Origin of the sequence: Brevundimonas diminuta 3F5N (assembly GCF_900163625.1) — a bacterium.
Lineage (GTDB): Bacteria > Pseudomonadota > Alphaproteobacteria > Caulobacterales > Caulobacteraceae > Brevundimonas > Brevundimonas diminuta_A.
The window spans coordinates 1-25,892 of the sequence record NZ_FUIE01000039.1; the positions used below are offsets into that span (position 1 = coordinate 1).

A 25,892-nucleotide genomic window follows, 5' to 3' on the forward strand; every position below is an offset into this window, starting at 1 on the left:
CTCCGCCATAGCCCTCGCCGCTACAGTGCTCTTTTGGCTATGAGTCCTGAGCCTAGGGGAGTCGGATTGGCTGATCCGCGTCCGTTTCGGCTCGTTCTTTGGTTCAGGCATCACCGATTTTCCTTTGCTCATGGAACAAAGGTGGTACATGAATCCATGTTCGTCAACCGTCGTTCAATCGAAAAATTGGTTCGATTTGGCTGCATCTCATCAATGCATTGATTTTAAAGAAAAATTCTTATCGGATCGAAACGGCGTGACCGCTTGGTCACGCCGTTTTCCGTGGTTCACACCTTCACCTCAATCGCCCCGCCCCCAGCCCTGAACTTCGCGCTCATCTCGGCCATGCCCGCCTCGGCGTCCGTCAGGCTGGCGCCCGCGTCGTTCTGGGCTTTGGCGGCGTCGCGGATGTCCTGGCTGATCTTCATGCTGCAGAACTTGGGGCCGCACATGGAGCAGAAGTGGGCGGTCTTGTGCGCCTCCTTCGGCAGGGTCTCGTCGTGGAATTTGCGGGCGGTCTCGGGGTCCAGGGAGAGGTTGAACTGGTCCTCCCAGCGGAACTCGAAGCGGGCTCTGGAGAGGGCGTCGTCGTGGGCGCGGGCGCCGGGGTGACCCTTGGCCAGGTCGGCGGCGTGGGCAGCGATCTTGTAGGTGATGACGCCGTCCTTGACGTCCTGACGGTCGGGCAGGCCCAGGTGCTCCTTGGGCGTGACGTAGCAGAGCATGGCCGTGCCGAACCAGCCGATCATGGCCGCGCCGATGGCGGACGTGATGTGGTCGTAGCCTGGGGCGATGTCGGTGGTCAGCGGGCCAAGCGTATAGAAGGGCGCCTCGTGGCAGTGCTTGAGCTGCTCATCCATGTTGGCCTTGATCTTGTGCATCGGCACGTGGCCGGGGCCTTCGATCATGACCTGGCAGCCCTTGGCCCAGGCGATCCTGGTCAGTTCGCCCAGGGTGCGCAGCTCGGCGAACTGGGCCTCGTCATTGGCGTCGGCGATGGAGCCGGGGCGCAGGCCGTCGCCCAGGCTGAAGCTGACATCATAGGCGCGCATGATGTCGCAGATGTCCTCGAAATGCTCGTAGAGGAAGCTCTCCTTGTGGTGGGACAGGCACCACTTGGCCATGATGGAGCCGCCGCGCGAGACGATGCCCGTCACGCGCTTTGCCGTCATCGGCACGAAGGGCAGGCGCACGCCCGCGTGGATGGTGAAATAGTCCACGCCCTGTTCCGCCTGTTCGATCAGGGTGTCGCGGAAGACTTCCCAGGTCAGATCCTCGGCGATGCCGTTCACCTTCTCCAGCGCCTGATAGATGGGCACGGTGCCGATGGGGACGGACGAGTTGCGGATGATCCAGTCGCGGATGTTGTGGATGTTGCGGCCGGTCGACAGGTCCATGACGTTGTCGGCGCCCCAGCGGGTGGCCCAGACGAGCTTGTCGACCTCGTCGTCGACGGACGAGAGGACGGCCGAGTTGCCGATGTTGGCGTTGATCTTCACCAGGAAGTTGCGGCCGATGATCATCGGCTCGACTTCGGGGTGGTTGATGTTGTGCGGGATGATGGCGCGGCCGCGGGCGATCTCCTGACGGACGAACTCAGGGGTCACGAAGTCGGGGATCGAGGCGCCGAAGTCTTCGCCGTCGCGGATGCAGGGGGCGGTCTGTTCGCGGCGCAAGTTCTCGCGAATGGCGACGTATTCCATCTCGGGCGTGATGATGCCCGCCTTGGCGTATTCGTACTGGGTGACGGGGCGGCCCTCGACGCCCTTGAACACGCGGTGGTTGGAGACGTCGAAGCGGGGGGCCAGGTGCTTGCCGCTGGCGTGGCCGTTGTCCTCGGGCTTGACCTCGCGCGGGTTCAGGACGGGGGCGATGTCGCCGCGGTCCAGTTGCCAGCTGGATTTGACGCGCGGCAGGCCCTTCTTGATGTCGATGGTCACGGACGGGTCGGTGTAGGGGCCGGAGGAGTCGTACATCGTCACCGGCGGCTCGTTGGCGCTCGGGTGGACGGCGACCTCGCGGAAGGGGACGCGGATGTCGGGGAAGAGCTCGCCCGCCACATAGACCTTCTCGCTGCCGGTGCGGGGGCCGGTGGGGATGGTGCCGTGCTCGGCGGCGACCTGCTTGCGGGCGTCGGCCAGGGCGACGTCGACCTGCGGCTCGTGCGGCTGTTCGTTGGAAACGTGGATATTCATTTGGCGGCCTCCTGCGAGAAGAGGGACCGCCGGCGCGGTAGGAGCGCCCCCTACGCCGGACTTCGGGCGTCGAAAGCGGTGAACTCGTCCCTTCGCCGGCATGACCCGGATCAGGTTCGACGGGTCAGAGGAGAAACCTCAATCTCAGCCGCTCGATTGCGACCCCCCGGAGAACGCGGCGACCCTAGCCGCTTTCCCCTGCGGGTCAAGCGGGGCGGCGTGCTAGGGAGACGCCCATGTTGACCGCCCGCCCCTATCGCGCCGAAGACCGAGAGGCCCTGCCTGGCCCTGTTCGACGGCAATACGCCGCGCTTTTTCGACGCCAGCGAGCGCGAAGGATTCGTCGACTATCTGGAGGAAACCGCCTTCGGGCACGCCTATCAGGTGATCGAGCGCGACGGGCGCGTCGTGGCCTGCGGCGGCCATGCGGTTGAGCCGGACAAGATCAGCGTGGCCCTGTGCTGGGGCATGGTCGACAACAGCCTGCACCGTCAGGGCGTGGGCCGGGCGCTGACCGAGGCGCGGATCGCGGCGGCGCGCGCCACGCCGGGGATCACGCGCGTCATCCTGAACACCAGCCAGCACACGCAGGGCTTCTACGCCCGCTTCGGCTTCGAGACGATGAAGGTCACGCCCGACGGCTATGCGCCCGGCATCGATCGCTGGGACATGGTGTTGAAGCTGGATTGAGGGAGAGGGGGCGGCCCGGCCTTAACGCCCCCCCGACTGAGAAGCCGGGCCGCCGCAGACTTCGTCGGGGTTGGGGGGGCGTCCGACGTGTCCGATTGCTCAATCCCCGGCCGCGATGTTGGTTCCGCCGATTTTCGCGTGTTAACGCTCTTTATCGAACAATAATCGTTTTTCTCGCGGCGCTCGGATTACTTGAAACGCTGCGGTTCAGCAGGATCGTAAAAATGGCGCGCGTTCTGGGCGTTCTGGGCGGCATGGGGCCGGCGGCGACCGTGGCCTTCCTGGCGCGGGTGCAGGCCCTGACTCCGGCCAGGGGCGACGAAGACCACATCCGCGTCATCGCCGACATCAATCCTCAGGTGCCGAACCGCCATACGCAGGCTGAAGCGGCGGGCCTGACGCTGGGCGAGATGGCGCGGGCGCTGAAGACGGCGGGCGCGCAGGTGCTGGCTATGCCGTGCAACACGGCCCACGCCCATGCCGACGCCATCCGAGCGGCGGGCCTGCCCTTCATCGACATGATCGCCGAGACGGCGAAAGCCGCAGGCGCGACCGGGGCGCGGCGGGTCGGCGTGCTGGCCACGCCGGGCGCGGCGCTGCTTTACGCCGAAGCCCTGAGCGTCGAGGGGCTGGAGATGGTCGCCCCCTCCCCCGCCGAGCGCGAGCGGTTCATGCAGGTGGTGTTCGGGGTCAAGGCCGGCGACGTCGGATCTGACCAACGCGCGGCCATGCGCGATCTGGCGAAGGCCCTGATCGCGGCGGGCGCCGAGGCGGTGATCGGCGGCTGCACCGAGGTGCCGCTGCTGCTGGATCAGGGCGACGTCGAGGCCCCGCTGATCGACTCGACCGAGGTGCTGGCCCAGGCCTGCGTGGCGGCATGCCGGTGAGGCGCTAGGCGAGGCGCTCAGCTTGGCCTAAGCGGGAAGGCGACGCTGTTCAGCAGGAGCCTTCGTCATGGATCGCCGCGCCTTCATCGCCGCTTCGTCCGCCGCGCTTGCGGCATCCGGTCTGGCTGGACCGACCCTGGCGCGGAATGATCGGCTGCAGATCGGGATCATCGGCACGGGGCTGAGGGCGCAGAGCCTGATGTCCATCCTGCTGAAGCGGGCCGATGTGGACATCGTCGCCCTGTGCGACATCGAACCGCTGATGATCGCGCGGGCCAAGGGGATGATCGCCGCCGCCGGAAAACCTGCGCCGCGCGCCTATGAAGGAGCGCCCGATCAAGCCTATCGCGACCTGCTGGCCCATCCGGGGCTGGACGCCGTCATCATCGCCACCCCGTGGGAATGGCACGCCCCCATGGCCATCGCGGCGATGGAGGCGAAAATCCCGGTCGGCTGCGAGGTGGTGGCGGGCGTCACCCTTCAGGACCACTGGGACGTGCTGGAGGCGCACGAGCGAACCGGCACCCCCTATATGGTGCTGGAGAACGTCTGTTATCGCCGCGACGTGCTGGCGGTGCTGAACATGGTGCGCGCCGGACTGTTCGGCGAACTGGTCCATCTGCAGGGCGGCTATCAGCACGATCTGCGCGCGGTGAAGTTCAACAGCGGCGATCCGCAGAAGCCCTATGGCGGCGGGGTCGAGTTCGGGCCGAAGGGCTGGTCCGAGGCGCGCTGGCGCACCTGGCATTCGGTCAACCGCAACGGGGAGCTTTATCCGTCGCACGGCATCGGGCCGATCGCCAACTGGATCGACCTGAACCGGGGCAACCGGATGGCGACGCTGACGGCCTACGCCTCCAAGGCGCGGGGGCTGCACGCCTATGTGGTCGACAACGGCGGGGCCGACCATCCGAACGCCCAGGTGCAGTTCAAGCTGGGCGACGTGGTGACGACCTCGATCGGCTGCGCCAACGGTGAGACCCTGCTGCTTCAGCACGACACCAATCTGCCGCGTCCCTATTCGCTGGGCTTCCGGGTGCAGGGGGTGAAGGGGCTCTGGATGGACCTGAACAAGTCGGTCCACATCGAAGGCCGCAGCCCCGAGCACCAATGGGAGGCGCAGGAGGCCTGGTTCGAGCAGTACGACCACCCGCTGTGGAAGACTCACGCGGACACGGCGGCCGGGTCGGGCCACGGCGGCATGGACTTCTTCGTCATTCATGCCTTCGTCGAAGCGCTGAAGGCCAAGGCGGCGATGCCGCTCGACATCTATGACGCCGTGAGCTGGAGCGCGATCACGCCCCTGTCGGAACAGTCGATCGCCGAGAGCAACCGCACGGTGGACTTCCCCGACTTCACGCGCGGGACGTGGCGCGAGCGCAAGCCGATCTTCGGTTTCGACGGGGCGTATTGAGCCCACGCCACCCGCCACCCTCGAGCTTGTCCCGAGGGTGACTGCAGGAGGGCGGGATCAGTTCTCCGCCTTCTTGCCCATCAGGGGCGACAGCAGGCTGTTGACCTCGTCCATCTGGCCGTGGCCCTGGGCGGCGCGGTGCTCCAGTTCGTCGGCGCGGGCCTGGAGCTCGCGGGCGCGGTCGCAGCGCGGATCGCCTTCCGGCACGGCGGCCAGGTCAGGACGGCGGGCCTCCAGTTCGGCGATCAGCTCGTCGAAACGGGCCTGGTTCATGTTCTCACCCTGTTCGAACAGGGCGATGGCTTCCTCCAGGGCGGCTTCAAAGGCGTCTTGATCGGGCATGGGCCTCATCCTCTTATGCTTACGCTTTTCAATGAGCGGGGCCGCGCGCCGGTTCCGCCTTGGCCGCCGATCACGCAGGGTTTACGAGACCGTCATGCGCTCCCTTTTCGCCTCCGCCGCCCTGATGGTCCTGCTGGCCGCCTGCACCGTTTCGACGGAAGGCGCGCCGGAGCGGGCCGAGGTCGCGGGCGCCGTCTGCGACGTGCCGGACGATGTGCGCCCCGCCCGCCCCTATCGCGTTCCGCAGGACGAGGTGGCCGCCAACGTGCCGGTCGCCTTCAACATGCTGGCGGTCAGCTGGTCGCCCCAGGCGTGCCGCAGCGGCAAGGACTATCCGGATGAGCGCTATCAGTGCGCCAACAATCAGTTCGGCCTGACCCTGCACGGGCTATGGCCCAACGGCGCCGACAATAAACACCCGCGCTATTGCGCCGCGCCCGGCCCGGCCATCCCGGTCGAGACCGTGCGCGAACATTTCTGCATGATCCCCTCGCCCAGCCTGCAGCAGCACGAATGGGCGGCCCACGGCACCTGCGGCTGGGACAGCCCCGAGGCCTATTTCGAGCAGGCGGCGAGGATGTGGGACGGGCTGAACAAGCCAGACCTGGAGGCCATTCCCGCCCAGCGCCTGACCGCCGGCGCCATCCGCGACGCCTTCGTCGCCGCCAATCCCGGCTTCCCGCGCGACGGGGTGTTCATCGCCACCACCGACGGCTGGTTCCGCGAGGCGCGGCTCTGCTACTCCAAGGACTATCGGCCGATGCGTTGCCCGCGCGGCCTGGGCGCGCCCGATCGCGAGCGGCTGAGACTGGCGCCCAAGGGCGTTCAGCCCGGCGCGCAAACGACCGGTTAACCAGAACAGGGTCAGGCTGCGGATCGCTGTTTCGTCCGAGGCCGTCATGTCGACCATGCTGACCCAGTCCCGCCGTCGTTCCAGCGACCATTTCCAGCCCGAGGACATGGAGCCGCAGGAGCAGCGCCGCCTGCGCGGCCTGCTGGAGCAGATCGACTACGCCGCCTATGTCGCCAACCGCGAACTGATCGGCCACGCCCTCGCCCAGGTCGACGTCGGCGCTTTTCAGAAGCTGGCCGTGCTGACGGCCCAGGCACGGGTCCGCTGGGGCGCCGAGGCCGTGCGCCTGGCCGAATCCGGCGCCCCGGCCACGCCCGACCAGGTGGCGCGCCTGACCGCCGCCCGCACCGCCTATGACGAGTTGGCCGAGGCCTATGACGCCCTGCGCCGGATGGTGGAGCGGGGCTATCTGCCCTTGCGCTAAGCGTGACCGTTCCCCTTATCGAGAGGCATGAAACGCCTGATCCCCTTCGTGGCAGCAGCGCTGCTTCTCTCCGGCTGCGGTTCCCAGGGTCGCGATGACGCCCCGCCAACGGCCCGAACTGACAATGGAGCTCTGACCGCCCTGTTCAACGCCGACCAGAAGGCGCGCCAGGACAACCGCCTCGACCTGTTGGAAAGCATGGCCGACGCCGAACGACTGGCCGAGACCAAGTCCATGCTGGCGCGCGGCGAGATCCGATCCGGCGCCGACTACTATCGGGCGGCCTTTATTTTCCATCACAGCCGTGAGGCGGACGACATCCTGAAAGCCCATGTGCTGGCGACCGCCGCCCTGGCGCAAGGTCATCAAGACGCCGCCTGGATCGCGGCGGCGAGCCTGGACCGCTATCTCCAGGCGAGGGGACGGCCGCAGATTTACGGGACGCAATACATTCAGATCGACACAGAGATGACGCGCGGCGCCTTCGATCCCGGCTTCATGCCTGACAGCGTACGCCGCGACACCCGTGTGCCGCCGCTGGACGAGCAGAAGGCGCCGCCGCTCGTACGCTGATCAGTCCAGTCGCTGAGGCCGGGTGACGATGGGGGCGTCGGGGTCGTTCTGGGCGGGACGCGCCTGGGTCGGCGGCGGGCCTTCGGGCTGGGCCGGGGCGTCCGGCTGGGACGCGGCCGGCGGCGTCACCACAACGACAGGCGGAGGCGTCGTCGCCGCCGGAGGCTGGGTCACGGGAGCCTGAGCTGCAGACGTCGAGACCGGCCGGGTCGGCGCGGGCGCCGGACGCGCAGGCGTCGTGCTTCGCGTCGAAGGCGACGGAGCGCGGGCGGCCGGAACGGCGGCGGGCGGCGTTTCGGCGGCGGCCGAAGCGGGCTGCGGCGTCGGCGCGGGCGTCTCCGGCGGGACGACGGGAGCCTCGATCGCCGGTTCCGCGACGACGGCAGGGGGCGGAGACGTCTTCTCTTCCGCGCCCGAGCGCGCCAGCAACCACACCGCCACAGGAACCAGCACGGCGGCGGCCGCCACGCCCGCATAGAGCGGCCAACGCGAGCGGGGCTTGGGCGCAGCAGGCGTGAGGGGCGCGGCGATCGTCTCAACGACCGGCGGCGCTACGGGCGGGACGACAGGCGCGGGAGCCGCAGTCGGAATGGTGGAGGCGGCCGGAGCCGTCGCGGCGGGCGCCGCGCTGGGCGCGGCTTGCGGCAGGGGGCGCGGCGTCAGCGCGGCGGCGGGCGTGGACGGCGCTGGTTGCGGCGCGGTCGGCTGTGGCGCGGCGGTCGGCGCGAGGCGGCGGCGGGGCACCATGGAGCCGCCGAAAACGTCGGCCGGACGGGCGGCGGGCGCGGCGGGACGCGCGGCGGCGGGCTGGGCCGCCTGCGGGCGCGGTTGGGCGGGCTTGGCCTGCGTCGGCTTGGGGTGCGGCGGCATGGCGGCCAAGCGCGCCAGGCCCTCGTCGCGCGGCAGGGGCCCGACATGGAAGGCGGCCTGAGGCGGGCGGCCCCAGGTGATCTGGCCCCGGCGGAAGGGTTCGGGCTGCTTTACCGGCGCCGGATTATCAGGCGTATGGGGCTTGTCGTCGGCGTCGGACATTCGGTCTCCGGCGCCCGGCCGGGCGCGCATCAGGTCGAAAAGGCGTTAGAGGGCCAGGACGGTGAGCGCCGAGTTCGGCGCTTTCGTGACCGTCAGTTCTTCAGACGATAGCCGGTCTTGAAGATCCAGCCCACCACCGCCAGGCAGCCGAAGAAGAAAGCCAGCGTGGCCGCAAGGCTGATCTGAACGCTGACGTCCCCCACCCCATAGAAGGCCCAGCGGAAGCCCGAGATCAGATAGACCACCGGATTGAACAGGGCGACGGTGCGCCAGCCCTCGGGCAGCATGTCGATCGAATAGAAGGCGCCGCCCAGGAAGGTCAGGGGCGTGACGATCAGCATGGGCACGAACTGAAGCTGCTCGAAATTCTGCGCCCAGACCCCGATGATGAAGCCGAACAGGGCGAAGGTGGTCGAGATCAGGACCAGGAAGGCCAGCATCCAGAAGGGGTGCAGGATTTCGAGCGGCACGAAGAGGGCCGCCGTGGCCAGGATGATCAGGCCCAGGATCGCCGACTTGGTCGCCGCCGCCCCGACATAGGCCAGCACGATCTCCAGCGGCGAGACGGGCGCGGACAGGAGCTCGTAGATCGTGCCTGTGAACTTCGGGAAGTAGATGCCGAATGACGCATTGAAGATCGACTGGGTGAACAGGCTGAGCATGATCAGCCCCGGCACGATGAAGGCGCCGTAGGGGACGCCGTCCACCTCGGTCATGCGGCTGCCGATGGCGCCGCCGAAGACGACGAAATAGAGCGACGTGGTGATGACCGGCGTCACCAGCGACTGCCACAGGGTGCGCAGGGCGCGGGCCATCTCGAAGCGATAGATGGCCCAGACGCCATATCCGTTGAACGCCATCACGCGGCCTCCCGATCCTGATGGACCAGGCCGACGAAGATGTCCTCGAGCGAGCTCTGGCGGGTGCTGAGATCCTTGAAGCCTATCCCCAGGTCCGACAGGCGGCGCATCAGGGACGGCACGCCGGTCTTTTCGGCGTTGGAATCGAAGACGTATTCCAGCTCGGCCCCGTCGCATTGCAGCGCCAGGTTCCATTCGGCCAGTTCGGGCGGCAGGGCGGCCAGCGGCTCCTGAAGCTGAAGAGTCAGGGTCTTCTTGCCCAGCTTCTGCATCAGGTCGGCGGTCTTCTCGACCAGGATGAGTTCGCCCTTGAGGATGACGCCGACGCGGTCGGCCATCTCCTCGGCTTCCTCGATGTAGTGGGTGGTCAGGATGATGGTCACGCCGCGCTCGCGCAGGCGACGCACCAGCGACCACATATCCCGGCGCAGCTCGACATCGACGCCCGCCGTGGGCTCGTCGAGGAAGAGGATTTCCGGCTCATGGCTCAGCGCCTTGGCGATCATGACGCGGCGCTTCATCCCGCCGGACAGGGTCATGATCTTGGCGTCCTTCTTGTCCCACAAGGAAAGGTCGCGAAGGATCTGTCCGACATAGGCCGGGTTCGGCGCCTTGCCGAACAGGCCCCGGCTGAAGGTGACGGTGGCCCAGACGGTCTCGAAGGCGTCGGTCGTCAGCTCCTGCGGCACCAAGCCGATCTTGGTGCGGGCGGCGCGATAGTCGCTCTGAATATCGTGGCCGTCGGCGGTGATGGTCCCGGTCGAGGGCGTGACGATGCCGCAGACGATGGAGATCATCGTCGTCTTGCCCGCCCCGTTGGGCCCCAGCAGGGCGAAAATCTCGCCCTTCTCGATCTCCAGGTCGACCTGCTTCAGGGCCTGATGCCCCGTCTTATAGGTCTTGGTCAGACCCTGGATGGTGATGACGGCTGGCATGGAGGCCCCTCCCGGCTTGGGCGAGGCAGATAAGAAGACGTCCCCTCCCGCTCAAGGGCGCCGTTTAGACAAGATTGACAAAAATCAGACGTCGGAGCGCCAGCCGAACACCAGGGTCTCGCGGTGGCCGAAGCGCGACAGGTGGTCTGCGAACACGACCTTGAAGCGGTCCATGTCGTCGCCGACATCGCCTTCCAGCCGGACCAGCAGCCGGTCGGCCAGGGCCTGCATCTTGCACACCCCCATAGGCAGGACGATGCGGGCGTTATCGGGCGTGACGACGGTCTCGAACTTGTGCGCCCAATGCTTGCCCAGTTGCTGCATATAGCGGCTGGCGTGGGCGGTCAGGACTTCGACGGTCGCCACCGGACCCGTCTGATCGGCGGCGACATCAAAAGCAGCGGGGACGGTAGCGGCGGTCATGGCGATCCTCACACGAACAGGCGGCCACCATAACAAATTGCGATTGGTTCGCAATATCACAAGAAACCCGACCACCCTCCCGCGGGTTTCCCCTCTGACGCCATGAAAGGGCGACGCCATGTCCCGTCTTTCCGTCCTGCCCGTTCTGAGCGTGAGCCTCAGCCTGGCCCTGGCCCTGGAGGCATGCGCCACACGCAGCGCCCTGCCTGACGACGCGGGCTTCGGCGCCGCCCCCGCCCTGCCCGCGCCCCGGCCCCAGACCGTTCCCACGGTCAAGATCGCCCGCGCCGTCGGTTGGCCGCAGGGGCAGACGCCGGTTCCGGCCGCAGGTCTGGCGGTCGGCGCCTTTGCGACAGGGCTGGACCATCCGCGCTGGCTCTATGTCCTGCCCAACGGCGACGTGCTGGTCGCCGAGTCCAAGGCGCCGGCGAAGCCGAAGGAGAAGACGGGCGGCCTGCGCGGCTGGATCGAGGGGCTGGTGATGTCGCGCGCCGGGTCGGGCGACACGCCCAGCGCCGACCGCATCAGCCTGTTGCGCGACGGCGACGGCGACGGAACGGCGGAGACCAAGACCGTCTTCCTGAGCGGGCTGACCTCGCCCTTCGGCATGGCCCTGATCGCAGAGCGGCTGTACATCGCCAACGCCGACGCCGTGGTCGCCGTCCCCTATCAGACGGGACAGACGCGCATCGACGCGGCGCCGGTCAAGGTCGCGGACCTGCCCGCCGGACGCAATCACCACTGGACCAAGAGCCTGGTCGCCTCGGCCGACGGGACGAAGCTCTACGTCGGGGTCGGCTCCAACTCCAACATCGGCGAGAACGGCCTGGACGAAGAGGTCGACCGCGCCGCCATCCTGGAGATCGACGCGGCGACGGGCGCGCGGCGCGTCTTCGCCTCGGGACTGCGGAACCCGGTCGGCCTGGCCTGGAATCCGCAGGACGGGCGGCTGTGGACCTCGGTCAATGAGCGCGACGCCCTGGGCGACGATCTGGTCCCCGACTACATGACCTCGGTCGCGCGGGGCGGCTTCTACGGCTGGCCGTGGAGCTATTACGGCACGAGCGTCGACGAACGGGTGCAGCCCGCCCGGCCCGACATGGTCGCCAGGGCGATCAAGCCCGACTACGCCCTGGGATCGCACACGGCGTCGCTGGGCCTGACCTTCTACGCCGGGACGCTGCTGCCGCAGTGGCGCAACGGGGCGATCATCGGCCAGCACGGCTCGTGGAACCGCAACCCGCCGTCTGGATACAAGGTCATCTTCGTCCCCTTCCGTGACGGGCGCCCGGACGGGCCGCCGCAGGACGTGCTGACCGGCTTCCGCAACACCAAGGGCGAGGCCATGGGGCGGCCGGTCGGCGTGGCGGTCGATGGACGCGGCGCCCTGCTGGTGGCGGACGACGTCGGCGACGCGGTCTGGCGCGTGACGCCCGCCGCGCGATAAGATGCGGCGGCGGCCTGATCAGTCATGAGGGCGCGGGCCTGATTTCATCTGTAGACGACCAGGCGTGAACCCGCCGATCAATCCCGGATCAGGTTGACCCTGCGTCGGCTTTCGACTTGACCTTACGTCATTGAAAAGGTCGCGAAAGCTTGCCTTTTTGTCGAATGGCCCCGCCTGCGTCTCCGCCGCCGGTTGACCCGCCGCCCCGCGCCGTTCATCAACCATGACAAAGGCAATCGGGAAGAGGCGGCGCACCCATGGGACTGGCGGCAAACATCCGGCGTGACATCAAGTTCGCTGGCGGGCTGTTCAGGCTTCTGAAGCGCATCAAGCCCATCACGCTCGACAGCGATGTCCTGGCCTGTGACGACATCGAGGAGGCGGTCGACAAGTTCGGCCCCAACATCGCCGTCGAGGACGAAACCCGCAAACTGACCTATCGCGAGTTCGAGGCCCTGGCGAACCGCTACGCCAACTGGGCCAAGAGCCGGAACCTGAAGCGCAGCGACGTCATCGCCCTGGTGATGCACAACCGCGTGGAATACGTGGCGGCCTGGTTCGGCTTCTCCAAGGTCGGGGTGGCCACCGCCCTGATCAACAACAATCTGACCGGCGCGGCCCTGGCCCACTGCCTGACCATCTCGACCGCCTTCAACGTGGTGACGGACGAGGACTGCTGGCAGGCGGTCGAGGACGCGCGCGGCCTGGTGGATCGCAACCTGATGATCTGGGTCCATGGCCTGGGCGAAGAGAACGAGACCAACGCGCGCCGCGACCTGGACAACGCCGTGCGCAGCGCCTCCTCGGTGCGGCCCGACCGTTCGCTGCGCCAGGGCATGACCAATCGCGACACGGCGCTGTACATCTTCACCTCAGGCACGACCGGCCTGCCCAAGGCGGCGCGGATGCCGCATTCGCGGGTGCGGACCTATATGCGCGCCTTCGCCGGGGCCACCGCCTCGACGCCCAAGGACGCCCTGTTCAACGTCCTGCCGCTGTATCACTCGACCGGGGGCCTGGTCGGCGTCGGCTCGGTGCTGCTGAACGGCGGGCGGATGGTGACGCGGCGACGCTTCTCGGCCACCCATTTCTGGCCGGACGTGAAGGCGACGGGCGCGACCATGTTCGTCTACATCGGCGAGCTGTGCCGCTATCTGGTCAACAGCCCCGAACACCCGGACGAGAAGGGCCACAAGCTGCGGCTGGCCTTCGGCAACGGCCTGCGCCCCGACGTCTGGCCCGAGTTCCAGAGCCGCTTCGGCATCAAGGACATTCTTGAGTTCTACGGCTCGACCGAGGGCAACGTCTCCCTGTTCAACTTCGACGGCAAGGCGGGGGCCATCGGCCGGGTGCCGGGCTTCCTGAAGTCGCAGATCAACATCCGCCTGATCGCCCTGGACCCGGAGACGGGCGAGCCGGTGCGCGGCGCCGACGGCCTGTGCCGCCTGGTGATGAGCGGCGAGACGGGCGAGGCCATCGGCCAGATCGGCAGCGACATCCGCCACGACTTCTCGGGCTATGCCGACAAGAAGGCGTCGGAGAAGAAGATCCTGACCGACGTGCTCAAGAAGGGCGACCGCTGGTTCCGCACCGGCGACCTGATGCGCCAGGACCGCCAGGGCTACCTCTATTTCATGGACCGCCTGGGCGACACCTTCCGCTGGAAGGGCGAGAACGTCTCGACCGCCGAGGTCGAGCAGCGCCTGTCCGAGGCGCCGGGCGTGCAGGAAGTCATCGCCTATGGCGTCGAGGTGCCCGGTCAGGAAGGCAAGGCGGGCATGGTCGGCCTGGTGCTGGACGAAAAGTTCGACGCGGCCAGCTTCGCCGCCTGGGCCGACGCGCAACTGCCGACCTACGCCCGGCCGGTGTTCGTGCGGATGCTGAAATCGGCCGACACCACGGGCACCTTCAAGTATCGCAAGGTCGATCTGGTCGCCGACGGCTTCGATCCCGACAAGGTCGACGGCCCCGTCTGGGTGCGCGGCGGCAAGGCCGGCTACCAGAAGCTGACCGCCAAGGCCCGCGAAGCGATCCTGAGCGGCGCGACGCGGCTGTAAGATTCTCCCTCCCCGTCCCGGGGAGGGTGGCTGAGGCGAAGCCGAAGCCGGGTGGGGGCGGCAAGGCTATTCAGACGCTGAGACCGGGATAACGTCGAAGCCACGATAACGTCGAGGCTAGCATCGCCCGGCCCTCCCCACCCGGTCGCTGCGCGACCACCCTCCCCGGGACAGGGAGGGAGAGGGTTGTGTTCATTTTCGTCCCGAACCGGGATTCGCGAAACGCGGCCTTAAGCATTAACGCCGATAACGGCGTCCTGACCCTTTCGGCTCCAGGACGTCTGCTCGCCTCATGTTCCAGATCATCGGCATCATCATGCTGTTCGCCATGGTGTTCGGCAGCTTCCTGCTGCACGGCGGCAAGATGGCGACGATCCTCTATTCGCTGCCCTATGAGCTGATGGCCATCTTCGGGGCGGGCATCGCGGCCTTCCTGATCTCCAACAGCCTGCCGGTGATCAAGGCCACCCTGGGCGGCCTGGGCAAATGCTTCGCCGGGCCGAAGTGGAAGAAGCAGGACTACAAGGACCTGCTCAGTCTGCTGTTCCAGTTGACCAAGACGATGAAATCCAAGGGCGTGATCGCCCTGGAAAGCCACATCGAAAAACCGGCAGAGAGCGCCATCTTCCAGAAGTACCCCAAGGTGCTGAAGGACCACTTCGCCACCGACTTCATCTGCGACACCCTGCGGATGATGACCATGAACCTCGAGGATCCGCACCAGATCGAGGACGCCATGGAGAAGCAGTTGGAGAAGCACCACCACGAGGCCCTGGCCCCCGCCCATGCGCTGCAGACCCTGGCCGACGGCCTGCCGGCCCTGGGCATCGTCGCCGCCGTGCTGGGCATCATCAAGACCATGGGCTCGATCACCGAGCCGCCGGAAGTCCTGGGCGGCATGATCGGCGGCGCCCTGGTCGGCACCTTCCTGGGCGTCTTCCTGGCCTATGGCCTGGTCGGACCGTTCGCCTCGCGCCTGAACGCCATCGTCGAGGAGGAAGGCGCCTACTACAAGATCATCCAGTCGGTGCTGGTGGCCCACCTGCACGGCAATGCGGCCCAGATTTCGGTCGAGATCGGCCGCGGCGACATCCCCTCGACCGCCCAGCCGTCCTTCACCGAAATGGAAGAGGCCCTGGCCGCCGCGCCGATGGAGGCCTAGGGCCCTTCGGCGACCTTCGGAACACGGAGCGTTCACGACGGTTCTCTCAGGATCACGGCCGCGTGCGCGGCCTTACGCCTGGAGCCGTCCCATGCCTGTGCGTCCCACCTGCCGTCCCGCCCGTTTCGCGGCCGCGCTCGGCGGCCTGTCGATCCTGACGCTGGCCGCCGCCTGCAACGAACGGGCGCCCGAACAGCCCGCGCCCCTCGCCGACGCAGCCCCCGCAGCGGCCGCGCCGCCGGTCAGCCCCATCCCTGCGCCCGATTCGACCGGATCGGCGGCGCCGCCGCCAGGCGACTCCGTCCCGGCCCCCACGCCCCCGACCCTGCCGCCGGACCCGAACGAGCCGACGCCGCCCGATCCCATGGACCCCACGGCGGCGCGGCCGGTTCCCCCGGACAGGCCTTGAATTTCGGGACTGAATCCGGCCGCCCTCAAGTTGTCTTCACGAACGCGTGAGAAATCGCTTGCGCTCATCCTCACGAAGCCGTTATCACTTCCTCAGCGAGGTTCATGGTCTCGCTTTTACCTTCTGAAGGAAGAAACCTATGCGCATCACCGCTCTGATCGCCGCTTCGGCCGCTGCTCTGGCCCTGGCCGCTTGCCAACCCGCCGCCACCGACAAGGCTGAAGACGCCGCTGCCGACGCCACCGCCGCCGCCGACACCGCTGCCGACGCCGCTGCTACGGCCGACGCCGCCGCCACCGACGCTGCCGCCGCTGCTGGCGAAGCTGCTGGCGAAGCCGTCAAGGCTGCCGACGCCGCTGCCCCGGCTGCCGACGCCGCTGCCGCTCCGGCCGCTGCTCCGGCTGCTCCGGCTGCCGCTCACTAAGACTTACGTCTTGGATCGCGGTCTTCGGATCGCGATGCGGAAAGGGGTCGTCCTCACGGACGGCCCCTTTTTCATGCCCGCTTTCCAGACAGAGCGGCTTTCACACGGCGACGCGGCCCGATAGACCCCCACCATGACCGCCGCACCGCCCTCTGACGTCTCGCCCCAACTACTGTGGGCCGAAGACGGCTCGCCCCGCTCGGGTCGATTCGGCGACGTCTATTTCTCCAAGGATGACGGCCTGGCCGAGACCCGCGCGGTCTTCCTGCAAGGCTGCGGCCTGCCCGACGCCTGGAGCGGGCGAGCCGCCTTCACCGTCGGCGAGCTGGGCTTCGGCACCGGACTGAACATCGTGGCGCTGCTGGACCTGTGGCGGCGCACGCGCGCGGATGGGGCGCGGTTGCGGGTCTTCTCCATCGAAGGCTTCCCCCTGACGCGAGACGAGGCCGCGCGCGCCCTGACCGCCTGGCCCGAACTGGCCGAGACGGCCGCCGGGGTGCTGGACGTCTGGCCCGCCGGGACGCCGGGCTTTCACCGTCTGGACCTGCCGCAGTGGGGCGCGACGATCGACCTGGCCGTCGGCGATGCCCAATGGGCGCTGGAGCAATGGTCGGGACCGGCCGACGCCTGGTTCCTGGACGGGTTTTCACCCGCGTTGAACCCCGGCATGTGGTCGCCCGAAATCCTGGCCCTGGTCGCGGCGCGCTCCGCGCCCGGCGCGCGACTGGCCACCTTCACCGTCGCCGGCGCCGTGCGGCGCGGCCTGGCCGAGCATGGCTTCACCGTCGAGAAGAAGCCCGGCCACGGCCGCAAGCGCGAGCGGCTGGAGGCTCGCATGGCGGGCGAGACGCCGATAGACCATCCCCGACATGTCGCTGTGATCGGCGCCGGGATCGCCGGAGCCGCCGTCGCGCGCGCCCTGATCGCCGAGGGCGCGCGCGTCACCGTCATCGAAGCCGAGCATGCGGGCGCGGGCGCTTCAGGCTTCCCGGCTTCGCTGGTCACGCCCAGGCTGGATGCGGGCGACGCCTTCATCGCCGGGTTCCACGCCCAGGCGCTGGAGCGGGCGGGAAGCCTGTATCGCGCCCTGCACGGCGCCGTCGTGGCCGAGGGGGTGCTGCAACTGGAGCAGGCGCCGCGCGACGCAGCCCGCTTCGACAAGATCGCGGCCCAGCCCCTGTGGCCCGAAGGCGCCATGCAGAGGCTGGCCCCCGCCGCCTGCGCCGAGCGCCTGGGCGAACCCACGACGCGCGGCGGGCTGATGATGGGCCAGGCGCTGGCGGTGCGCTCCAGCGCCATACTGGAGCCGTGGCTGGCCGGGGCCGAACGGATCACAGGACGCGCGGCCAAGCTGGAGGCGACCACGGGCGGCTGGTGCGTGAGGGGCGCGGACGGCGCCGTCCTGATCGAGGCGGACGCCGTGGTGCTGACGGCGGGCTGGGGATCGGCGCGACTGGCGCCCGATCTGCCGCTGTCGCCGGTGGCGGGACAGGCGGACTGGACGCGGGGGACGCCGCCGCCTCTGCCCGTCGCCTGGGGCGGCTACGCCGCGTCGACCGGCGAAGGCGTGCTCTACGGCGCCACCCATGAGCGGGGCGAGGCAGCGCCCGAGACGTCCGACGCAGCCAGCGCCCGCAATCAGGCGACCCTGGGCGACGCCCTGCCCGGCCTTGCCGAGATCGTACGTCAAACATCCGCCGAGGCGCGCGGCCGCCGCGTCGCCGTGCGAGCCACGACGCCCGACCGCCTGCCCCTGTGCGGAAAATGGAAGAGCGGGCTTCATGTCCTGACCGGTCTGGGTTCGCGCGGTTTCTGCGTCGCCCCCCTGCTGGGCGAGCATCTGGCGGCGATCATCATGGGACGGGCATCGCCCGTTCAGCTTGACCACGGACGTCGCCTGAGCCCTTCGCGTCATGACAATGTCGCTGAAGGCCTTTAGGGTCGGATATCGACGATCAACAAAGGATTCGCCATGGCTCGCCGCATCTCCCTCGCCGCCTGTACGGTTATGGCTTTGAGCATGGGCGTCGCCGCTTGCGCGCCCCAGACGAACGACGCCTCCATGGTGCAGACGGCCTCGTCGACGGCCGCGCCCTGCTTCTATCCGGATCAGGTCCGCAACTTCCGCTCGGACGACCACTCCAACATCTATTTCGACACGGGTCGCGGACGAATCTATCAGGCCCAGGCGACCGGCGTGTGCCAGGATCTGGACTTCGCCATGTCCATGACCATTCGCCCGGAGAGCACCGGAAAATCGCGCCTTTGCGCCGGCGACTCTGCACTGCTGAGAGTCCGGGGCATGGGCATGGGCGGCCCTTGCCGTGTCCGCGTCGTCAAGGCCCTGAGCGAAGCTGAAATCGCCGCCTTGCCGGATCGCGTCCGTCCCTGACCCGTCAGCGCTCGTTCTGGTTGCAGATTACATCTCTGTAATTGCGAATGAGTCGTTTGAGCGCGGATCGCCGAACGGGTAAGTAGCGTGGCTATGCCCGCGACGCCGGACAGAAGGTTGGCGCGCGCCTGACTGTACGCTCAACCTTCCAGGATATCCGCACGTGGCGACCTCTCGACGCTTTCCGGCCCGACTGACCTCCGCCATGGCTGTGGCCTTGGCCGCCAGCCTGACCCTGGCCGCCTGTGGCGGACACGGAGATGAAAAGGACAAGAAGGAAGGCGCCTCGCGCCAGACCGTCAGCGCGGCGACCGCGATCTCGGTCGCCCTGCCCCGCACCGTGGTCGCCTCGGGCACCGTCTCGGCCTGGGAAGAGGTGCCGGTCGGCGCCGAGACCGGCGGGCTGACGGCGACGACCCTCTATGTCGACGAAGGCTCCTATGTCCGCCAGGGCCAGCCGCTGGTGCAGATGAACGACGTCCTGTTGCGCGCCCAGGTGCGCCAGCAGCAGGCGGCCGTACAGACCGCCGAGGCCAACGTCGCCCGCGACGACGCCGCCCTGGCCCGCGCGCAGGAGCTGAAGACGCGCGGCTTCCTGAGCCAGGCGTCGCTGGACACGGCCCTGGCCAACCAGCGCGCCTCGGCGGCCAATCTGGCCTCGGCCCAGGCCGCCCTGGCCGAGACCCAGACCCGCCTGTCGCAGGCCACCATCCGCGCGCCCGTCAGCGGCCTGATCATCAGCCGCAGCGTGACCAAGGGCCAGATCATCAGCGCCGAGGCCGAACTGTTCCGCATGGTGCGCGACGGCCGTCTGGAGCTGGACGCCCAGGTGCCGGAAACCGAACTGCCCCTGATCCAGGCCGGACAGAGCGCGGCCGTCACCTCCAGCCAGGCCGGATCGACCACCGGCACGGTCCGCATCGTCACGCCCGAGGTCAACGCCCAGACCCGCCTGGGCCTGGCGCGCATCAGCCTGGCCCCCGGCAGCGCGCTGAAGCCCGGCATGTTCGCCCGCGCCGCCATCGAGGCGGGCACGCGCCCGGCCACGGTGGTGCCGACCGACGCCGTCCTCTATCGCAGCAACAAGTCGGGCGTGTTCGTGCTGAACGCCGACTCCTCGGTGCGGTTCGTTGCGGTGACGGTGCTGTCGCGGCGCGACGACCAGACCTCAGTCGAAGGGCTGAACGCGGGCGCCCGCGTCGTGGTGGCCGGCGCCGGCTTCCTGAACGACGGCGACAAGGTGACGGTGGCCGCGCCGCGCGCCGCCGCGCCGGCTGCGGCTCCGGCCGCCGCCCCCGCTTCAGCGCCCGCCAAGAAATAAGGCCCGGCCATGAATCAGATTTCCGCCTGGGCGATCAAGAACCCCATCCCCATCATCCTGCTGTTCCTGCTGCTGACGCTGGGCGGCGTGACCGGCTTCGCCGGGATGCGGATCAACAACAACCCGGACATCGACTTCCCCCTGGTCGCGGTCACGGCCGCGCGCCCCGGCGCCGCCCCGACCGAGATGGAGGTGCAGGTCACGCGGGTGATCGAGGATTCGATCGCCGGCCTGTCGGGCGTGCGCCACATCTATTCCAACGTCTCGGACGGGGTGTCCTCGACCACCATCGAGTTCGAGCTGGGCACCGACACCGAACGCGCCACCAACGACGTCCGCAACGCCATGAGCGGGGTGCGCGCCAGCCTGCCCCAGGACATGCAGGAGCCGACGGTCCAGCGCATCGACATCACCGGCGACGCCCTGATCACCTATGTCGTGCGCTCGGAGACGATGACGCCCGAACAGATCAGCTGGTTCATCGACAATGAAATGAGCCGCGCCCTGCTGGCGCTGGGCGGCGTCGGCGAGGTCAACCGTTCGGGCGGGGTGGACCGCGAGATCCGCGTCGAACTGGATCCGCAGCGGCTCAGCGCCTACGGCGTGACGGCGGCCCAGGTCAGCCAGGCGCTGACCAACGTCAACAACAACCTGCCGGGCGGGCGCGTCACCATCGCCGGGTCCGAGCGCGCGGTCCGAACGCTGGGCGCCGCCGGTTCCGTCGAGCAGCTGCGCGAGACCCTGGTGCCCGTCGGCGACGGCAAGAACGTGCGCCTGGGCGATCTGGGCGCGGTGGTCGACAAGTGGAGCGAGCCGCGTCGCCTGGCCCGCTACAACGGCCAGGAGGCCGTGACCTTCAACTTCCTGCGCTCGCGCGAGGCCAGCGAGGTCAAGGTCTCGGAAAAGGTCCGCGCCGAGGTCGAGAAGATCGACGAGGCCCACCCCGAACTGACCATCGAACAGGTCACCTCGAGCGTGAAATACATCGAGGAATCCTACCTCGCCTCGCTGGAGGCGCTGATCCTGGGCGCGGTCCTGGCGGTCATCGTGGTGTGGATCTTCCTGCGCGACTGGCGGGCGACCCTAATCGCGGCGACGGCCATGCCGATGTCGCTGATCCCGACCTTCGCCATCCTGGGGCCGATGGACCAGTCGCTGAACGTGGTGACGCTGCTGGCCCTGTCGCTGACAATCGGCATCCTGGTCGACGACGCCATCGTGGAGATCGAGAACATCGTCCGCCACATGCGCGACGGCAAGCCGCCCTATGACGCCGCCTTCGAGGCGGCCGACGAAATCGGCCTGGCGGTGGTGGCGACGACCGGCACCATCATCGCCGTGTTCGCGCCCGTCGGCTTCATGCCCGGCATCATCGGCCAGTTCTTCAAGGCCTTCGCCCTGGCCGCCTGCATCAGCGTCTTCTTCTCGCTGGTGGTGGCGCGTCTGCTGACGCCGCTGATGGCGGCCTATATGCTCAAGCACACCCACCATGAGGACAAGGACCCCTTCTGGATGGCGGGCTATCTGCGCTCGCTGAAGTGGTGCTTGCGCCATCGCTGGATCGTCTTCGTCATGGGCGGCGCCTTCCTGTTCGGCTCGATCTTCCTATCGGTTGCGGCCAAGATGTCGTTCGAGTTCATGTCGCCCGCCGACGAAGGCCGCGCGGCCTTCCAGATCGAACTGCCGCCCGGCTCCACCCTGCATCAGACCGACGTTGTGGTGCAGCAGGTCACGCAGACGCTGAACGCCCGGCCGGAGGTCACTTCGGTCTACGCCGCCATCGGCGGACAGTCGGTGAACCAGGCCAACATCTACGCCGACATGGTGCCCAAGGGTAAGCGCGAGCTGAGCCAGCAGGCCTTCGCTCGCGTCATGGTCGATGAGCTGAAGCAGATCCCCGGCGCCCGCATTCGCGCCGGCATCGCCCAGCAGGGCGGCGGACCGGGCGACGGCACCAGCTACACCTTCTCCATCCTGGGCGACGATCCCGTCGTGCTGGAAGCCGCTGCCCGCAAGGTCGAGGAGGAGATGCGCGCGGTGCCGGGCCTGGCCAACATCGTCAACACCGCCGCCATCGCCCGGCCGGAAATCCTGGTCACGCCGCGCCCGGATGAAGCCGCGCTGCTGGGCGTCTCGGCGGGGGCCATCTCCCAGGCCGTGCGCGTCGCCACCATCGGCGACATCGATCAGAACCTGCCGAAGTATAATCTGGGCGATCGCCAGATCCCCATTCGCCTGCAACTGACCGAGGCCGCGCGCGAGGATCTGAACGTGCTGGAGACCCTGCGCGTGCCGACCGCCTCGGGGGCCGCCGTGCCGCTGAGCGCCGTGGCCGACATCGAGTTCGGCGCCGGCCCGGCCACGGTCAGCCGTCAGGACCGCTCGCGCATCGCCTCCATCTCGGCCGAACTCGACGGCATCACCACCGGCGCAGCGGGCCAGGCGGTCAACCGCCTGCCCTCGGTGAAGGAACTGCCGACGGGCGTGCGCCAGGTGCCCGCCGGGGACGCCGAGTTCATCCAGGAGATGCTGGTGGGCTTCGGCATCGCCTTCCTGTCGGGCATTCTGCTGATGTACGCCGTGCTGACCCTGCTGTTCAAAAGCTTCGCCTATCCGATCACCATCATGGCGGCCCTGCCCCTGGCCATCGGCGGCGCCTTCATCGCCCTGGTGATCGCGGGCAAGAGCTTCTCCATGTCGGCCCTGATCGGGGTGCTGATGCTGATGGGGATCGCGGCCAAGAACTCCATCCTGCTGGTCGACTACATCATCATGGCCGAGAAGAGCGGGCTGAGCCGTTTCGCTGCCATCATGGACGCCGCCCACAAGCGGGCGCGGCCGATCCTGATGACCACCTTCGCCATGGGTGCGGGCATGGTGCCCATCGCCATCGGCTGGGGCGCCGACGTGGAGTTCCGCTCGCCCATGGCCGTGGCCGTGGTCGGGGGACTGATCTCCTCGACCTTCCTGTCGTTGCTCTACATCCCGGCGGTGTTCACCATCATCGACGACATCGCCGGCTTTGGCCGCCGCCTGCTGAACCGGATGTTCGCCGGACAGCGGAAGCTTGCTGGAGAGAGCCGCACCCCGGCGGAATGAGACGGCGGTCGCGCTGAAAGATGAAGCCCCCGGCCGCATGGCCGGGGGCTTTTTCGTGGGCGTCTTTCTCCCTCCCCGACCCGGGGAGGGTGGTTGAGGCGAAGCCGAAACCGGGTGGGGGCGGCAAGGCTATTCGGGCGCCGAGACCGGGATGGCGTCGGAGCCATGATGACGTCGAGGCTGGCATCGCCCGCCCCTCCCCACCCGGTCGCTACGCGACCACCCTCCCCGAGTCGGGGAGGGAGAAAGGCGTGCGCCATAAGAAAAAGGCGGACCGGATCGATCCGGCCCGCCTCTTTCATTTCAGACGCCCTGCTGGATCAGTAGCGGACGCGCAGGGTCACGCCGTAGGTGCGCGGCTGGCCCATGAAGGCGTTGTAGGTCTGGGTGTCCAGCGCCGGATTGTAGAAGGTGCCGTTCGGCTGGACCGTGGTCTGGAAGGCCGCGCCCTGCAGCGGGGCGTTGATGGCCACCTGCATATACTCCTCGTCCGTCAGGTTCTGGCCCCAGATGTCCAGCGCCCAGTTCTCGTCTTCCGCGCCCAGGGTGATACGGCCGTTCACCAGGGTCATGGCGTCCTGCATCTTATAGGGCAGCAGGTCGGAGCCGGTGTTGAACTCGGTCGAGTATTTGGCCGACAGGTTCAGACCCAGCTTCAGCCCGGCGCCGATCGAACGATCGAAGGCCATGGAGGCCGTGGCCGACCATTCCGGTGCGAACGAGGCGCGGGCGCCCGGCAGCAGGGACAGTTGCGGGAAGTTGGCCGGGTTGGTCAGGTCCGAAGCGACGAAGTTCCCGTACTTGGTGTCGGCGTAGGTCACGCCGCCCGAGAAGGACAGGCCCTCGACCGGGGTGAACCAGACGAAGTCGGCGTCGACGCCCTCGGTCGTGACCTCGGGGATGGACTCGACCACGAAGGCCGTGCCCAGGAAGGTGTTGAGCTGGAAATCCTCGAACTTCTGATTGAAGTAGGTGAGGTTCAGCAGCACCGAGCGGTTGAACAGGGTGTTCTTCAGCCCGATTTCATAGCTGTTGACCGTCTCGGACGGGAAGTAGAGCGACGACGTCGGCGTCACGCCCGCCTGCACCCGGTCCATGTTGTAGCCGAACGACTTGTAGCCGTGGGCGTAGGAGGCGTAGCCCATGATGCTGTCGTTGAAACGATAGCTGCCCTTGATCGTGCCCGAGAATTCGCCGCCGTTGTTCGATTCCGAGATGCGGCGATTGTCGAACTGGGGGTTGGCCCAAGGCAGGCAGATGGTGCCGACCAGGGTCGAGGCCAGGGCCTGGATCTGGGCGGGCGTCAGCGTGGGGTTAGCGATGCCGATGGCGCCGCCGATAGCGCCGGCGTTGCCCAGGGCGCCGCCGCAGGCCGCGCCGTTCGTGCCCACATTGTCCTGAACGCCGATCAGGCGCTTGTGGTCATTCGAATAACGCAGACCCAGGGTGACGTCGAACTTGTCGGTCAGCTTCACCGTGTTGTTGGTGAAGAAGGCGATGGATTCCGTCCGCTGGCTATAGTGGTCCTTCACGCCCTGGCCGACGCCGAAGCCCGGCCCCGTCGGAGCGGTCGCCCCGGTCAGGCATCCGACGATGCCCATCGGCGTCGCGCCTGCCCCGGTGACGCAGTTCACGGCCGCCGGATTGGTCAGGTTCAGTCGCGACCCCAGCAGCAGCGACATATAGGGGGTGTAGCCCGCGCCATACCAATAGCTGTCCTCACGGGCGATGCTTTCGCGCGTCAGGAAGGCGCCGACCAGCCAGTCCAGGCGGTCGGTGGCGCCCGCCAGGCGGAACTCCTGAGTCAGGTTCTCAAGCTCGAAGCCGTAGCCGCCGTCATCCTGGCGGTACAGCAGATCGGCCGTGGTGTAGTCGAGGTCCATGCCGTTGACGCCCGACCAGTTCCGCCAGGAGCTGAGCGAGGTGAAGGTGGCGTTCCACGACGGGATGTCGATATTGGCCTCGGCCGAGAAGCCCATGTCCTCCATTTCCTGCCCGGTGCCGCGGTTGGCGTAGGCCTTGCGCGAGAAGGGCAGAGCGCCGAAGCCCGGCGCGGGCGCCGCCTGCTGGCCGCCGATGGCCGTGATGATGCCGTAGGTCGGGCCGGTCCGGACCTGGGTCGAGACGCAGCAGTATTCGTCGCGCTTGGAGTAGTCGGCGATCAGGCGGATCGACACGTCGTCCGACGGCAGGATCAGCAGTTGGCCGCGGGCGGTCCAGAAATCCTGGTTCTGGTCGTCCGTCTCCTGACGCGGGCCAGGGCCGGTGACGACGTCATAGAAGCCGTCGCGCTCGCGCTTGGCCATGTAGAGGCGGCCGGCGATCTGATCGGTGATCGGGCCGGTGATCGACCCGGCCAGACCCCAGGCGTTGAAGTTGCCGTAGGTGGCCTCGGCGCTGAAGCCCGGCGTGAAGGACGGCGCCTCGGTGATGATGTTGATGACGCCCGCTGAGGTGTTCTTGCCGAACAGGGTGCCCTGCGGCCCCTTCAGCACCTCGATGCGGCTGAGTTCGCCCAGGTCGCCGAAGCCGACGCCGTTGCGCGAACGGTAGACGCCGTCGATGACCACGCCGACCGAGCTTTCCAGACCGGGGTTGTCGCCGACGGTGCCGACGCCGCGGATGCGGGCGGTGGTGGCGGTTTCCGACTGGGTCGAGGTGACGGTCATGCCCGGCGTCAGGATCTGAAGATCCTTGATGTCGCGGACTCCGGCGCCGTCCAGCGCCTCTTGCGACAGGGTCGTCACCACGATCGGCACGTCCTGCAGGCTCTGTTCCCGCTTCTGGGCGGTGACGATGATGTCGTCGACCGTCGTCGGTCCATCCTGAGCGGCGGCGGCGCCGACAAGACCGAAAGCTGCGACGCCGACAACGGCGACCGAAGCGGTGCAGCGGAGGATGTGGTTCAAACGCATAAGGCGGCTCCCCGACTCTATGGGCCCGACCGCATTCG

The 25,892-nt window shown here is 68.0% G+C and carries 22 protein-coding genes and 1 riboswitch; of the genes, 15 read left to right on the plus strand and 7 right to left on the minus strand.

Annotated elements, in window-relative coordinates; all coding sequences use genetic code 11:
* Positions 1-287: 287 nt before the first annotated feature.
* Positions 288-2,195 (minus strand): phosphomethylpyrimidine synthase ThiC, encoded by a 1,908-nt coding sequence (gene thiC, locus FM111_RS07440; protein ID WP_256968139.1) that lies wholly within the window; start codon positions 2,193-2,195, stop codon positions 288-290.
* Positions 2,196-2,264: 69 nt separating this feature from the next.
* Positions 2,265-2,374: riboswitch (TPP riboswitch) on the minus strand.
* 172 nt (positions 2,375-2,546) lie between these two features.
* Here thiC and FM111_RS07445 point away from each other — a divergent pair.
* The 3 genes from FM111_RS07445 to FM111_RS07455 all read left to right on the plus strand — a co-directional run bounded on the left by FM111_RS07445 (position 2,547) and on the right by FM111_RS07455 (position 5,186).
* Entirely contained in the window at positions 2,547-2,885 is a 339-nt protein-coding gene (locus FM111_RS07445; protein WP_256968144.1) for a GNAT family N-acetyltransferase, read from the plus strand.
* A 224-nt stretch (positions 2,886-3,109) separates the two neighbouring features.
* On the plus strand, positions 3,110-3,772 hold the full coding sequence (locus tag FM111_RS07450; protein WP_087140340.1) for an aspartate/glutamate racemase family protein: 663 nt from the start codon (positions 3,110-3,112) through the stop codon (positions 3,770-3,772).
* Positions 3,773-3,839: 67 nt separating this feature from the next.
* Complete coding sequence (locus FM111_RS07455) at positions 3,840-5,186, plus strand: Gfo/Idh/MocA family protein (RefSeq protein ID WP_087140341.1); 1,347 nt, start codon at positions 3,840-3,842, stop codon at positions 5,184-5,186.
* A 57-nt stretch (positions 5,187-5,243) separates the two neighbouring features.
* On the opposite strand, the gene FM111_RS07460 is transcribed toward FM111_RS07455, so the two are convergent.
* Positions 5,244-5,528 (minus strand): hypothetical protein, encoded by a 285-nt coding sequence (locus FM111_RS07460; RefSeq protein WP_256968140.1) that lies wholly within the window; start codon positions 5,526-5,528, stop codon positions 5,244-5,246.
* 94 nt (positions 5,529-5,622) lie between these two features.
* Here FM111_RS07460 and FM111_RS07465 point away from each other — a divergent pair, with 94 nt between their 5' ends.
* Genes FM111_RS07465 through FM111_RS07475 form a run of 3 tightly spaced genes read left to right on the plus strand, consistent with a single transcriptional unit; the run spans position 5,623 to position 7,378 of the window.
* Entirely contained in the window at positions 5,623-6,381 is a 759-nt protein-coding gene (locus FM111_RS07465; protein WP_179205049.1) for a ribonuclease T2 family protein, read from the plus strand.
* Between the two features lie 46 nt (positions 6,382-6,427).
* Positions 6,428-6,805 (plus strand): hypothetical protein, encoded by a 378-nt coding sequence (locus FM111_RS07470; RefSeq protein WP_087140343.1) that lies wholly within the window; start codon positions 6,428-6,430, stop codon positions 6,803-6,805.
* Between the two features lie 27 nt (positions 6,806-6,832).
* The gene (locus tag FM111_RS07475) at positions 6,833-7,378 is read left to right on the plus strand and encodes a hypothetical protein (protein ID WP_087140344.1); all 546 of its coding nucleotides are present in this window, start codon (positions 6,833-6,835) and stop codon (positions 7,376-7,378) included.
* Here FM111_RS07475 and FM111_RS07480 read toward each other — a convergent pair whose 3' ends face one another.
* The 4 genes from FM111_RS07480 to FM111_RS07495 all read right to left on the minus strand — a co-directional run bounded on the left by FM111_RS07480 (position 7,379) and on the right by FM111_RS07495 (position 10,628).
* Positions 7,379-8,410 (minus strand): hypothetical protein, encoded by a 1,032-nt coding sequence (locus FM111_RS07480; protein ID WP_087140345.1) that lies wholly within the window; start codon positions 8,408-8,410, stop codon positions 7,379-7,381.
* 92 nt (positions 8,411-8,502) lie between these two features.
* Entirely contained in the window at positions 8,503-9,270 is a 768-nt protein-coding gene (locus tag FM111_RS07485) for an ABC transporter permease (RefSeq protein WP_087140346.1), read from the minus strand.
* Complete coding sequence (locus FM111_RS07490; RefSeq protein WP_087140347.1) at positions 9,270-10,205, minus strand: ABC transporter ATP-binding protein; 936 nt, start codon at positions 10,203-10,205, stop codon at positions 9,270-9,272. Before FM111_RS07490 ends, FM111_RS07485 begins: the two co-directional genes overlap by 1 nt.
* A gap of 84 nt (positions 10,206-10,289) precedes the next feature.
* Positions 10,290-10,628, minus strand: coding sequence for a DUF2218 domain-containing protein (locus FM111_RS07495; RefSeq protein ID WP_087140348.1), 339 nt, complete (start codon positions 10,626-10,628; stop codon positions 10,290-10,292).
* A gap of 118 nt (positions 10,629-10,746) precedes the next feature.
* On the opposite strand from FM111_RS07495, the gene FM111_RS07500 reads away from it, so the two are divergent.
* From FM111_RS07500 to FM111_RS07540, 9 genes are all read left to right on the plus strand, one after another.
* Positions 10,747-12,075, plus strand: a complete 1,329-nt coding sequence (locus tag FM111_RS07500; RefSeq protein ID WP_087140349.1) for a PQQ-dependent sugar dehydrogenase — start codon at positions 10,747-10,749, stop codon at positions 12,073-12,075.
* 257 nt (positions 12,076-12,332) lie between these two features.
* Positions 12,333-14,132: a long-chain-acyl-CoA synthetase gene (locus tag FM111_RS07505; protein ID WP_087140350.1), complete on the plus strand. Its 1,800-nt coding sequence runs from the start codon at positions 12,333-12,335 to the stop codon at positions 14,130-14,132.
* Positions 14,133-14,424: 292 nt separating this feature from the next.
* Positions 14,425-15,294: a flagellar motor stator protein MotA gene (gene motA / locus FM111_RS07510; RefSeq protein ID WP_087140351.1), complete on the plus strand. Its 870-nt coding sequence runs from the start codon at positions 14,425-14,427 to the stop codon at positions 15,292-15,294.
* A gap of 91 nt (positions 15,295-15,385) precedes the next feature.
* Positions 15,386-15,703, plus strand: coding sequence for a hypothetical protein (locus FM111_RS07515; protein WP_087140352.1), 318 nt, complete (start codon positions 15,386-15,388; stop codon positions 15,701-15,703).
* A 139-nt stretch (positions 15,704-15,842) separates the two neighbouring features.
* The gene (locus FM111_RS07520; RefSeq protein ID WP_087140353.1) at positions 15,843-16,127 is read left to right on the plus strand and encodes a hypothetical protein; all 285 of its coding nucleotides are present in this window, start codon (positions 15,843-15,845) and stop codon (positions 16,125-16,127) included.
* 133 nt (positions 16,128-16,260) lie between these two features.
* Positions 16,261-18,066: a tRNA (5-methylaminomethyl-2-thiouridine)(34)-methyltransferase MnmD gene (gene mnmD, locus FM111_RS07525; RefSeq protein ID WP_087140354.1), complete on the plus strand. Its 1,806-nt coding sequence runs from the start codon at positions 16,261-16,263 to the stop codon at positions 18,064-18,066.
* Positions 18,067-18,099: 33 nt separating this feature from the next.
* Positions 18,100-18,519 carry a DUF6491 family protein gene (locus FM111_RS07530; protein ID WP_143276059.1) on the plus strand — a complete coding sequence of 140 codons (420 nt, stop codon included), beginning with the start codon at positions 18,100-18,102 and terminating at the stop codon, positions 18,517-18,519.
* A 163-nt stretch (positions 18,520-18,682) separates the two neighbouring features.
* Positions 18,683-19,840 carry an efflux RND transporter periplasmic adaptor subunit gene (locus FM111_RS07535; RefSeq protein ID WP_256968142.1) on the plus strand — a complete coding sequence of 386 codons (1,158 nt, stop codon included), beginning with the start codon at positions 18,683-18,685 and terminating at the stop codon, positions 19,838-19,840.
* Between the two features lie 9 nt (positions 19,841-19,849).
* Positions 19,850-22,939 (plus strand): efflux RND transporter permease subunit, encoded by a 3,090-nt coding sequence (locus FM111_RS07540; protein WP_087140356.1) that lies wholly within the window; start codon positions 19,850-19,852, stop codon positions 22,937-22,939.
* A gap of 320 nt (positions 22,940-23,259) precedes the next feature.
* Here FM111_RS07540 and FM111_RS07545 read toward each other — a convergent pair whose 3' ends face one another.
* A complete protein-coding gene (locus FM111_RS07545) occupies positions 23,260-25,854 on the minus strand; it encodes a TonB-dependent receptor (RefSeq protein WP_087140357.1) in 2,595 nt (864 codons plus the stop codon).
* Positions 25,855-25,892: the final 38 nt, after the last annotated feature.